Source organism: Thiomicrorhabdus arctica DSM 13458, from assembly GCF_000381085.1.
Lineage (GTDB): Bacteria > Pseudomonadota > Gammaproteobacteria > Thiomicrospirales > Thiomicrospiraceae > Thiomicrorhabdus > Thiomicrorhabdus arctica.
On record NZ_KB905899.1, the window covers coordinates 1,553,394 to 1,566,700 of the forward strand.

The 13,307-nt window shown below is 42.2% G+C and carries 7 protein-coding genes; all 7 read right to left on the bottom strand.

Going from position 1 to position 13,307, the window contains the following annotated elements; translation table 11 throughout:
- Positions 1-42 precede the first annotated feature (42 nt).
- The gene (gene rpsJ / locus F612_RS0107295; protein ID WP_019557108.1) at positions 43-354 is read right to left on the bottom strand and encodes a 30S ribosomal protein S10; all 312 of its coding nucleotides are present in this window, start codon (positions 352-354) and stop codon (positions 43-45) included.
- 162 nt (positions 355-516) lie between these two features.
- Positions 517-1,707 (bottom strand): elongation factor Tu, encoded by a 1,191-nt coding sequence (tuf, locus tag F612_RS0107300; protein ID WP_019557109.1) that lies wholly within the window; start codon positions 1,705-1,707, stop codon positions 517-519.
- A 62-nt stretch (positions 1,708-1,769) separates the two neighbouring features.
- Positions 1,770-3,872 (bottom strand): elongation factor G, encoded by a 2,103-nt coding sequence (gene fusA, locus F612_RS0107305; protein WP_019557110.1) that lies wholly within the window; start codon positions 3,870-3,872, stop codon positions 1,770-1,772.
- A gap of 60 nt (positions 3,873-3,932) precedes the next feature.
- Positions 3,933-4,406: a 30S ribosomal protein S7 gene (rpsG, locus tag F612_RS0107310; protein WP_019557111.1), complete on the bottom strand. Its 474-nt coding sequence runs from the start codon at positions 4,404-4,406 to the stop codon at positions 3,933-3,935.
- Positions 4,407-4,467: 61 nt separating this feature from the next.
- Positions 4,468-4,842: a 30S ribosomal protein S12 gene (rpsL, locus tag F612_RS0107315; protein WP_019557112.1), complete on the bottom strand. Its 375-nt coding sequence runs from the start codon at positions 4,840-4,842 to the stop codon at positions 4,468-4,470.
- Positions 4,843-4,978: 136 nt separating this feature from the next.
- Complete coding sequence (gene rpoC, locus F612_RS0107320) at positions 4,979-9,208, bottom strand: DNA-directed RNA polymerase subunit beta' (protein ID WP_019557113.1); 4,230 nt, start codon at positions 9,206-9,208, stop codon at positions 4,979-4,981.
- Complete coding sequence (gene rpoB / locus F612_RS0107325; protein ID WP_019557114.1) at positions 9,208-13,266, bottom strand: DNA-directed RNA polymerase subunit beta; 4,059 nt, start codon at positions 13,264-13,266, stop codon at positions 9,208-9,210. Before rpoB ends, rpoC begins: the two co-directional genes overlap by 1 nt.
- Positions 13,267-13,307: the final 41 nt, after the last annotated feature.

Consider the following 13,307-nt stretch of genomic DNA (forward strand, 5'->3'; position numbering starts at 1 on the left):
TTTATTGCCCATCATAACGATTGATGATCGGCTAAACCACGATTAACGTAATTCTAATTGAACATCTACACCAGCAGCCAAATCTAGCTTCATTAATGCATCAACAGTTTTTTCTGTTGGATCAACAATATCTAGCAGACGCTTGTGAGTACGAATTTCATACTGGTCACGAGCGTCCTTATTGACGTGAGGTGAGACTAGGATCGTGAAACGTTCTTTACGAGTTGGCATAGGAATAGGTCCACGCACTTGTGCACCGGTTCTTTTTGCTGTTTCAGTAATTTCACGAGCAGACTGATCGATTAAACGATGGTCAAATGCTTTTAAGCGAATACGAATATTCTGGGTAGCCATAATCTCGGTCTCATTTATTTACATAATAGAAAAGCACGCAAAATCAATGCATGCAAACTAAGGGAGCGGATTATAGCAACATAATCCAATTAAAACAACCCCTTATTATAGATACAAAAAAAGAGGGCATATAGCCCTCTTTCTTATGAAACAAGTGTAGTTTTAATCAAGAATTCTTGCTACAACACCTGCACCAACAGTACGTCCACCTTCACGAATGGCAAAACGAAGACCGTCATTCATTGCGATTGGGTTAATTAACTCTACTGTCATTTGTACGTTATCACCAGGCATAACCATTTCTGTGCCTTCTGGTAAGGTACATGCACCAGTCACATCAGTTGTACGGAAGTAGAACTGTGGACGGTAACCTTGGAAAAATGGAGTGTGGCGTCCACCTTCATCTTTTGAAAGTACATAAATTTCAGCTTCGAACTTAGAGTGCGGAGTGATTGTACCTTTATGTGCCAATACCTGACCACGTTCGATATCTTCACGCTTAGTACCACGTAAAAGAATACCAACGTTATCACCTGCCTGACCTTGGTCAAGAAGCTTACGGAACATTTCAACACCGGTAACCGTAGTTTCAGTTGTGTCACGAATACCAATGATCTGGATGACTTCACCAACTTTAACAACACCTGTTTCGATACGTCCTGTTGCGACTGTTCCACGACCTTGGATTGAGAAGATATCTTCTACAGGCATTAGGAATGGCTTATCCGTTTCACGAATAGGATCTGGAATATATGAATCCAATGCAGCAACTAGACGCTCTACTGCAGGTGCACCGATTTCAGACTGATCGTCAGCAATGGCTAACGTTGCTGAACCGATAATTACTGGCGTATCATCACCAGGGAATTCGTACATATCAAGAAGCTCACGAACTTCCATCTCTACTAATTCTAGTAACTCTTCATCATCAACCATGTCAGCTTTGTTTAGGAAAACAACGATGTATGGAACACCAACCTGACGTGAAAGAAGGATGTGCTCACGCGTCTGAGGCATTGGCCCATCAGCAGCTGAACATACTAGGATTGCGCCATCCATTTGTGCAGCACCAGTGATCATGTTCTTAACATAATCGGCGTGACCCGGGCAATCTACGTGTGCGTAGTGACGAGTCTCTGACTCATACTCAACGTGTGAAGTTGAGATTGTGATACCACGCTCTCTTTCTTCTGGTGCATTATCGATAGATGCGAAATCTTTAACATCTCCACCGAACTTTCTACCTTGTACGATTGTTAGTGCTGCTGTAAGAGTTGTCTTACCGTGATCGACGTGACCGATAGTACCAACGTTTACGTGAAGCTTATCGCGTGAAAACTTAGCTTTTGCCATTTTAAAATACCTATATTAAACAAGGACCTCGCTATAGAACGAGGCCTAAATAATTAAATTGATTAAGAGCCTTTTTTGGCACTTGTCATGATTTCATCTTGGATGTTTCTAGGCGCATGATTATACTTCATAAAAGTCATACTATAGTTAGCACGACCTTGAGTCAATGAGCGCATAGAGTTTGAATAACCAAACATCTCAGACAATGGAACTTCGGCCTTAATAGCCTTACCTGCAGGAATATCAGTCATGCTTGTTACCAAACCACGACGTCTATTCAAATCACCAATGATATCACCCATGTAATCTTCAGGAGTAGTAACCTCTACATCCATGATAGGCTCAAGAATAACAGCGTCCGCTTCCGCAACACCATTCTTAATACCCATTCCAGCAGCAACAGAGAACGCCATTTCATTGGAATCGACATCATGATATGAACCATCAATTAACTCGACACTTACATCCACCATAGGGAATCCTGCAAGCACGCCGTTTTCAAGTTGAGCTTTAGCACCTTTCTCTACAGCACCAATATACTCACGCGGGACCGAACCACCAACAGTACTGTTGATAAATTCAAATCCTTCACCAGGCTCACGAGGCTTCATTTTGAAGACAACATGACCATACTGACCACGACCACCTGACTGACGGACAAACTTTCCATCTACTTCAACTTCTTTCGTAATCGTTTCACGATAAGAAACTTGTGGTGCACCAACATTCGCTTCAACACCAAATTCACGCTTCATTCGATCTACGATAATATCAAGGTGAAGCTCACCCATACCAGAGATAATAGTCTGACCGGTTTCTTCATCAGAATGTACACGGAAAGACGGATCTTCGGCAGCAAGTTTCTGAAGAGCGATTCCCATCTTCTCTTGATCAGGCTTAGTTTTCGGCTCAATTGCGATTGAGATAACTGGATCAGGAAATTCCATACGCTCAAGTACAATGCGATTGTCTGGATCACATAGAGTATCACCCGTTGTAGTAGATTTCAGACCTACCGCACAAGCAATGTCACCCGCACGAACTTCCTTAATCTCTTCACGAGAGTTAGAGTGCATTTGTAACAAACGACCGACACGTTCACGTTTCTCTTTAGTTGAGTTGTAAACTGGACTACCTGCAGGTAAAGAACCAGAATAAACACGGAAGAAAGTCAATGTACCTACATATGGATCCGTCATAATTTTAAACGCAAGAGAGGCAAACGGCTCATCATCCGTTGAATGACGGACAGCAGGTGTTCCATCTTCCAATTCTCCGGCAATAGGTGGAACATCAACTGGAGCTGGCATATAATCAATCACCGCATCAAGCAGGGTTTGAACACCTTTATTCTTGAAAGCAGAACCACAGAACATTGGAACGATCTCAACAGCGATACAACGAAGACGGATACCCATCTTAATCTCTTCTTCTGTTAACTCACCTTCTTCAAGGTACTTATCCATAAGCTCTTCAGTAGCTTCTGCAGCTGACTCAACCATTTGCTCACGCCACTTATTGGCTTCATCGATCATATCAGCCGGAATTTCTTCATAACGAAACTCCATACCCATATTCTCTTCTTCCCAATAAATTGCTTTCATTTTCACCAAATCAACCACACCGCGGAAAGTCTCTTCAGCACCGATAGGTAGTTGCATTGGAACAGGATTAGCCCCTAAACGATCAATAACCATTTGGTTAACGTTCAAGAAGTTAGCACCAGCACGATCCATTTTGTTTACAAAGCCCATACGTGGCACGCCATACTTATCCGCTTGACGCCATACCGTTTCAGACTGAGGCTCAACACCACTTACTGAACAGAAACATGTTACTGCACCATCAAGTACGCGCAGTGAACGCTCTACTTCGATTGTAAAATCAACGTGACCTGGAGTATCAATAATATTGATGCGGTGCTGTGGATACTGCTTAGCCATCCCGCTCCAGTGACAAGTAGTTGCAGCAGATGTGATAGTAATACCACGCTCCTGCTCCTGCTCCATCCAATCCATCGTCGCACCACCGTCATGCACTTCACCAATTTTGTGAGATACACCCGTGTAATACAGGATACGTTCAGTTGTTGTTGTCTTACCCGCATCGATGTGCGCCATAATACCGATATTTCGGTATTGATTTAAAGGGGTTGTACGTGCCACTTTAATAACCTTTTTTAAATTGTACAAAAAATAAAGGCCCTAAATAGGGCCCTAATCAGATTACCAACGGAAATGTGAGAAGGCTTTGTTTGCCTCGGCCATTCTGTGAGTATCTTCTTTTTTCTTAACCGCAGAACCTCGACCCTCGAGGGCATCGCTAAGCTCACCAGCTAAACGCAGCATCATACCTTTCTCGCTACGTTTACGAGCAGCATCAACCGTCCAACGCATAGCTAAAGCTACTTTACGCTCTGGGCGAACTTCTACAGGAACCTGATACGTTGCACCACCAACACGTCGAGATTTAACTTCGACCATTGGACCAACGTTTTCAAGTGCTTCTTTCAAAAATGCAGCATGATCGCCGCCATTCTTACGCTCAACAACAACATCTAATGCGTCATAAACAATTTTTTCAGCAATGGCTTTTTTACCACTGACCATAATCATGTTTACAAATTTAGTTAGCGTCAAATCGCCGAACTTCGGATCAGGTAAAACCTGTCTTTTTGGTATTTCTCTTCTTCTTGCCATTCTTAACTCTTCCGGTATAAATATTACACAAAACTGCAAATCGTATGTTAAAAGTTAGTTACTAACCTTTAGGACGTTTTGCACCGTACTTTGAACGACCTTGTCTACGCTCAGAAACGCCGGCGCAATCTAATGCTCCACGAACTGTATGGTAACGTACACCAGGTAAATCTTTAACACGACCACCACGGATAAGAATAACCGAGTGCTCTTGCAAGTTATGACCTTCACCACCAATATAGGAAGCTACTTCATAACCATTTGTTAATCGTACACGCGCAACTTTACGCAGAGCAGAGTTAGGCTTCTTAGGGGTCGTTGTATAAACACGCGTACAAACACCACGACGCTGAGGACAAGCCTCTAACGCTGCTACGTTTGAAATCTTACGTTTATCTTTACGCGGCTTACGCACCAACTGGTTAATAGTCGCCATTCTTTCTCTCCAAATTTGAGATTAACTCTAACTTTAATACGAATTGCGGACCAATTATTAGTCCGCAAATAAGGATAGAGGATTCTAAAGGCCTAAACAACATAAGTCAAGCATTAACTACTTGAAATTATTTAGATTAGGCCTCGACCTCTGGGGTTTCTTTTTCTACTACTTCTGCAGTGAGTTCTACAACTTCATCAACGGTTTCAGAAACTTCTTCCGTTTTCATAAAAACTTGTAATTCTTCTGCTGCTTTCTCGGCAGCCTTTCTTCTAGCTATGTGATAGGCAAAACCTGTACCAGCTGGAATCAAGCGACCGACAATAACATTTTCCTTCAAACCAACTAATCTATCACGTTTACCACTGACAGCAGCTTCTGTTAATACACGCGTTGTTTCTTGGAATGAAGCGGCTGAGATAAAAGACTCAGTCGCCAATGATGCTTTAGTGATACCTAATAAGACACGATCGTAAGTGGCTTCAACTTCACCAGCTTCACGTGCTTGCTCATTTAGACGAAGCACTTTAGAGTACTCTGTTTGCTCACCTTTAATAAGACCCGTATCGCCAACAGTTTTAATTTCAACTTTACGAAGCATTTGACGAACAATTGTCTCAATGTGTTTATCGTTGATTTTAACACCTTGCAAGCGATATACATCTTGAACTTCGTCCACAATATACTCAGCAAGCTTTTTCATTCCCAATAAACGCAAGATGTCATGAGGGTTAGGGTTACCATCTACAACGATATCCCCTTTTTCTACACGCTCACCTTCAAATACGCTGACTTTACGCCACTTAGGAATCAAGTCTTCATACTGTTCGCCACTATCTTGAGTGATAACAAGACGCTGCTTACCTTTCGTTTCTTTACCGAAACCTACCACACCAGAAACTTCTGCCATGATAGAAGGCTCTTTAGGCTGACGCGCTTCAAACAAGTCAGCAACACGAGGTAGACCACCCGTAATATCCTTGTTTTTCGAAGATGCTTGAGGAATACGTGCGAGTACTTGACCCGCACCGATCTCTGCATTCTCTTGAATAACAACAACACCGTTTTCTGGCAAGTAATATATTGCAGGAGTCTGCGTGCCTGGGAAGTTAATAGCTTCACCTGCTGCGTTGACCAATGCAATAAACGGACGAGCTTCTTTTGCTGCAGTAGCACGCTCTTTAGCATCTTTAACCACGTGAGTGGTTAAACCTGTTAACTCATCAATAGTTTCCTCAACGGCACCATCGAAGTTACCAAAGATTGCTTGACCAGAAACTTCTGTAATAACTGGGTGAGTATGCGGATCCCACTGAGAAAGTATCTCACCAGCCGTAATCGAACCATTATCTTTAACCGTTAACAAACTACCATATAAGATTTTATAACGCTCTTGTTCACGACCCGTTTCATCTAGAATAGAAACCACACCAGAACGAGATGTGACTACGATTTGACCGTCTGGATTAGTAATGGTCTTAATCGCGTCATACTTAACTGTACCTGCATGCTTAACTTCAATCTGACTTTGTGCAGCTGAACCAGAGGCCGTACCACCGATATGGAAAGTACGCATGGTTAACTGAGTACCAGGCTCACCGATAGACTGAGCTGCCATAACACCGACAGCTTCACCCATATTAACTAAATGACCACGAGCTAAATCTCGACCGTAACACTGCTGACAAATACCAAACTTAGTTTCACATGTCATTGGCGAACGAACAAGAATATGATCGATACCATTCGAATCTATAACACCGGCAATTTTCTCATCAATCAACGTGCCGTTAGTAATCAATAGCTTACCATCACGCGTCATGACATCTTCATTTGTATAACGACCTAAAACTCTGACATTCAAGGTTTCAACAACATCACCACCTTCAACATGAGCCTTCATTAAGACACCAGCTTCGGTTCCACAATCACGTTCTGTAACCACAACATCCTGGGCAACATCTACTAAACGACGAGTCAGGTAACCAGAGTTAGCCGTCTTCAATGCCGTATCAGCTAAACCTTTACGAGCACCGTGAGTCGAAATAAAGTACTGAAGTACGTTCAAGCCTTCACGGAAGTTCGCTGTGATCGGCGTTTCAATGATTGATCCATCAGGCTTGGCCATCAAACCACGCATTCCACCTAACTGACGCATCTGAGCAACGGAACCACGAGCACCAGAATCAGCCATCATATATACGGAGTTAAATGAAGTTTGTTGAATTTCATTGCCTTCTGCATCGATAACGGTTTCAAACTGAAGTTCTTGCATCATTGCTTTGGTCACCAATTCATTGGTATGAGACCAAATATCAACAACTTTGTTATAACGCTCACCTTCAGTAACCAAACCTTGTGAAAACTGATTCTGAATTTCTTCAACCTGTGCTTCCGCCCGATCGATAATACCTGCTTTCTCATCCGGAATTAACATATCATCAGAACAGAAAGATAGACCACCCATTGTTGACCATTTGAAACCAGCATACATCAACTGATCCGCAAAAATAACAGTCTCTTTAGGACCTAATACTCGGTAACAAGTATTCAATACAGTACTGATATTTTTCTTTGTCAAATTAAGGTTCAATAAATCAAAACTTAACCCTTTAGGTAATATTCTTGACATGATTGCACGCCCAACAGTCGTATCAACAATACGTGTCGAAACGCTCTCGGTACCTTCATCATCTATTAATGTTTCTATAAACTTAAGCTTTATTCTTGTATGAATATGGACAACATTTGCATCTAAGGCACGTTGAACTTCTTGCCAGTTAGAGAACGCCATACCTTCACCGATTGCATTGATTTGCTCTCGTGTCACATAATAAAGACCCAATACAACATCCTGTGAAGGAACAATGATCGGCTCACCATTAGCGGGTGACAATAGGTTATTTGTAGACATCATCAAAGTACGCGCTTCAATCTGAGCTTCCAATGATAGAGGTACGTGTACCGCCATCTGATCTCCATCGAAATCGGCGTTGAAAGCAGAACAAACTAGAGGGTGCAAATTAATTGCCTTACCTTCGATCAGAACTGGTTCAAATGCTTGGATACCTAATCTATGTAGTGTCGGAGCACGGTTAAGAAGAATCGGATGCTCACGAATGACTTCATCTAATACATCCCAAACTTCTGGAAGTCCTTGCTCTACCATCTTCTTAGCCGCTTTGATCGTTGGAGCAGAGCCGCGCTTTTGTAACTTACTAAAGATAAATGGCTTGAATAATTCAAGAGCCATCTTCTTAGGCAAACCACACTGATGTAACATCAATGTCGGTCCAACTACGATTACTGAACGACCAGAATAATCAACACGCTTACCAAGTAAGTTTTGACGGAAACGACCTTGCTTTCCTTTGATCATATCGGCTAAAGACTTAAGCTGACGCTTGTTAGTCCCTGTCACTGCACGACCACGACGACCGTTATCCAACAAGGAATCAACAGATTCCTGCAACATACGTTTTTCGTTACGAACAATGATATCAGGAGCCATTAGATCTAATAATCGCTTCAAACGGTTATTACGGTTAATCACACGACGGTATAAATCGTTCAAATCAGATGTCGCAAAACGACCGCCATCAAGTGGCACTAATGGACGAAGTTCTGGCGGTAATACTGGTAGAACATCTAAAATCATCCATTCGGGCTTATTTCCAGACCCTAGGAATGACTCAATCAACTTCAAGCGTTTTGAAATCTTCTTCTGCTTAGTTTCAGAGTTTGTACTTTCAACCTCTTCACGTAATCTTTCAGCTTCGCCGGCTAAATCAATTGATTGCAACATTCTTTTGATGGCATCAGCGCCCATTAGGGCTTCAAATTCATCACCATGCTCATCCAAAGCATCCAGATACTCTTCTTCAGTCAATAACTGCCAAGGCTCTAAAGGCGTTAATCCTGGGTCAACGACCATGAAGGCTTCAAAATACAATACAGACTCGATTGATTTCAACGTTTTATCTAACATCAAACCAATACGAGAAGGCAGTGACTTTAGGAACCAAATGTGTGCAACAGAGGTCGCTAAGTCGATGTGACCCATACGCTCACGACGAACCTTAGACTGAGTAACTTCAACACCACATTTTTCACAAATGACACCACGATGCTTTAGGCGCTTATACTTACCGCACAAACACTCAAAATCACGGATTGGTCCGAAAATCTTGGCACAGAACAAACCATCACGTTCTGGTTTAAAGGTACGATAGTTAATTGTCTCTGGCTTTTTAACTTCACCAAAAGACCATGAACGAATTTTTTCAGGAGAAGCAAGAGACACCTTAATAGCGTCAAAATCACTACTAACATTTTGTTTTTTTAGAAATCCAAGTAAATCTTTCATTAATCTTGCTCCAACTCAATATCAATACCTAATGCACGAATCTCTTTACGCAATACACTGAACGACTCAGGCATACCAGGCTCCATGTACTCATTACCATCAACAATGTTTTTATACATTCTTGTACGACCGTTTAAATCATCTGACTTAACTGTCAACATTTCTTGCAGTGTAAACGCCGCACCATATGCCTCTAATGCCCACACTTCCATTTCACCGAAACGCTGCCCACCAAACTGAGCTTTACCACCCAATGGCTGCTGTGTGACTAAGCTATAAGGCCCAGTAGAACGTGCATGCATTTTGTCATCAACCAAGTGATTCAATTTCAGATAATACATATAACCAACGGTGACTGGACGATCGAACTCTTCACCTGTCTGACCATCGAATAACTTCATCTGGCCTGACTCGGGCAAGTCAGCAAGTCTTAACATAGATTTAATCTGCGCTTCAGAAGCACCATCAAATACTGGAGAAGCAACTGGAACACCTTTTTTAAGATTGTGAGCTAATTCTACAATCTCAGCGTCACTAAACTGGTTAAAATCAACAGATTGACCTTGAGTTTCGTTATAGATTTTATCTAAGAACTTTCTCAACTCGACAATTTCAGCTTGCTCTTGAAGCATATTGTTAATCTTAGTCCCCAGACCTTCAGCAGCAAGTCCTAAATGAACTTCTAGGATCTGACCAACATTCATACGTGATGGAACACCTAAAGGGTTAAGACAGATGTCAACAGGGCGACCCGTTTCATCATATGGCATGTCTTCAACTGGACAAATACGCGAGATAACACCTTTGTTACCATGACGACCAGCCATTTTATCACCTGGCTGGATACGACGCTTAATAGCAACATATACTTTAACCATCTTAGACACACCCGGCGCTAAATCGTCGCCTTGCGTTAACTTCTTACGTTTTTCTTCATAAGCTTCATTGTATTCAGTACGCTGGGCTTTAAGTTGGGCTTCTAACAACTCTAACTGACGAGACGTTTCTGCATCATCAACATTCAAACCGAACCATCTAGCACGCTCTACACCCGCTAAAAACTCATCATTGATAGCTGTTCCGTCAACTAACTTCTTACCAAGAAGCATCGTTTTAATACGCTCCAAAGTATCATTTTCTAGAATAGTATACTGTTCATCAATATCCTTACGGACTTTTGTCAGCTCCTGCTCTTGAATCTCTAATGCACGAGCATCCTTATCAATCCCTTCACGAGTGAAGACTTGAACATCAATAACGGTACCTTCGATACCTTTAGTTACACGTAAAGAAGTGTCTTTCACATCAGACGCTTTTTCACCAAAGATTGCTCGCAGAAGCTTCTCTTCAGGTGTTAGCTGAGTCTCACCCTTCGGCGTTACTTTACCAACCAGGATATCACCTTGCTTAACTTCAGCACCAACGTAGACAATACCGCACTCATCAAGACGGCCTAATGCAGACTCACCAACGTTAGGAATATCCGCAGTAATCTCTTCAGGACCAAGCTTTGTATCACGTGCTAAACAGGTCAACTCTTCAATATGGATAGTGGTATAACGATCTTCTTGAACAACACGCTCAGAAACTAGGATTGAATCCTCAAAGTTATAACCATTCCATGGCATAAAGGCGATACGCATGTTTTGACCTAATGCCAACTCACCTAAATCGGTTGAAGGACCATCAGCCATTACGTCACCACGTACTACTAGATCACCGGCTTTAACAATCGGCTTCTGGTTGATACAGGTGTTTTGGTTAGAGCGCTGATATTTAACTAAGTTATAGATATCAACACCAGACTCACCATCTTTAATCTCACCAGCACTGACTCGAACAACAATACGCGCTGCATCTGAAGACAAAACTTCACCACCACGTTCGGCAATAACGGTTACACCAGAATCGATAGCGACAATTTTTTCAATACCAGTCCCAACCAACGGCTTATCTGCACGTAATGTCGGCACGGCCTGACGCTGCATGTTGGCACCCATTAGGGCACGGTTAGCATCATCATGCTCTAGGAATGGAATCAAACTAGCCGCAACAGAAACAATCTGATTAGGTGAAACGTCCATCAAATTGACATCCTTAGGGGAAGCCAACGTAAATTCATTTTTATGACGGGCCGAAATAAGATTGTCAGTAAAACGCCCTTCCGCATCAACATTTGCACTGGCCTGAGCAATGACGTATTTCATTTCATCAATGGCAGAAATATACTCCACATCATCCGTCAACTGTCCATTAACCACTTTACGATAAGGTGTCTCCAGGAAACCATACTCATTGGTTTTTGCATAAATAGCCAAGGTATTGATCAGACCAATGTTAGGTCCCTCTGGCGTTTCAATAGGGCAAACACGACCATAGTGAGTAGGATGAACATCACGCACCTCAAATCCAGCACGCTCACGAGTAAGACCACCAGGCCCAAGAGCCGAGACACGACGTTTATGCGTCACTTCCGAAAGTGGGTTAACTTGATCCATAAACTGTGATAATTGACTCGAACCAAAGAACTCTTTAACCGCAGCCGATACAGGCTTTGCGTTAATCAAGTCCTGTGGCAACAAACCGTCTGTTTCAGCCTGATTCAAACGTTCTTTAACTGCACGTTCAACACGTACTAGACCGACACGAAATGCATTTTCAGCCATTTCACCAACCGCACGAATACGACGGTTACCTAATGCATCGATATCATCGACCATTGTCAGTCCATTACGTATACTGATTAACTCGCGTAATACGTCAAGGATATCTTCCTTCTCAAGAACGGTTGCACCGTCATTTTTCTTACGACCCATACGACGGTTTAGCTTCATACGACCTACTGAAGATAAGTCATAACGCGCATCATCAAAAAATAAGCTTTTAAATAACGCTTCTGATGAATCTTTAGTTGGCGGCTCGCCAGGACGCATCATACGGTAGATTTCAACCTGAGCTTCAAGCTGAGAAGTTGTTGAATCAAGATTCAATGTATCAGAGATATAAGGACCATTATCTAATTCATCAATATAAAGAACTCTGATAACACAACCCTTAATCTGAGCAATCTTATCTAATGTTTCAACAGTCAAAACTTCATTAGTACGACAAACTAGCTCGCCAGTGGTGGTATCCGTCACACCAGACGCAAGTACCTTACCAACCAAATACTCTTCAGGAACAATGGCACTCTTAACGCCAGACTCTTTAAGCGCTTTAACGTGACGTGCATTGATTTTGTTACCAGCTGTAATGATCTTTTTGCCATCATGCACAATATCAAAACCAGCGGTCTCACCCTTAAGCTGATCAGCATCAAGAACAAGCTCATAACCCTTAGGCGTAATCTTAATTGTATTGGCCACAAAGAATTCTGAAAGAATATCTTCGTTTGATAAACCCATTGCACGCAAGAAAACTGAAACGGGCAATTTACGGCGACGATCGATACGCGCAAACATACAATCATTATGGTCGAACTCAAAATCTAACCAAGAACCACGGTAAGGAATAACACGAGCGTTAAACAACAACTTACCAGACGAGTGTGACTTACCTTTATCGTTATCAAAGATAACACCAGGCGAACGATGTAACTGAGTCACAATTACACGCTCGGTTCCGTTGATAACAAACGTTCCGTTATCGGTCATTAAAGGAATATCGCCTAGATAAACTTCCTGCTCTTTAACATCCTTAACAGGACGCTTTCCAGCAGGTGCAGTCTTATCAAAAAGAACCAAACGCATTTTTACGCGCAATGGAGAGGCATAAGTCACACCACGTTGCTTACACTCTTTAACGTCAAACTCAGGCTGACCCATATGGTAACTAACGTATTCTAAATCTGCCGTACCTGCGACCCCATGAATAGGGAAAACAGATTTGAATGCAGAATGAAGACCAACTTTTGCTCTTTCGGCTGGCTTCTTATCTATCTGTAAGAAATCATGGAAAGACCCTTTCTGCAGAGAAAGCAAATAAGGAACTTCTAGAATGGATGGAAGTTTCGCAAAATCTTTACGAACTCGTTTCTTTTCGACTAATGAATATGTCATCGTTTACCTCGACGATATGATTGTCCGGATGCATGTAACAA

Coding starts and splice junctions, on each gene's coding strand:
- rpsJ (WP_019557108.1), bottom strand. CDS start 354: ATGGCTACCCAGAATATTCGTATTCGCTTAAAAGCATTTGACCATCGT.
- tuf (WP_019557109.1), bottom strand. CDS start 1,707: ATGGCAAAAGCTAAGTTTTCACGCGATAAGCTTCACGTAAACGTTGGT.
- rpsG (WP_019557111.1), bottom strand. CDS start 4,406: ATGGCAAGAAGAAGAGAAATACCAAAAAGACAGGTTTTACCTGATCCG.
- rpsL (WP_019557112.1), bottom strand. CDS start 4,842: ATGGCGACTATTAACCAGTTGGTGCGTAAGCCGCGTAAAGATAAACGT.
- rpoC (WP_019557113.1), bottom strand. CDS start 9,208: ATGAAAGATTTACTTGGATTTCTAAAAAAACAAAATGTTAGTAGTGAT.
- rpoB (WP_019557114.1), bottom strand. CDS start 13,266: ATGACATATTCATTAGTCGAAAAGAAACGAGTTCGTAAAGATTTTGCG.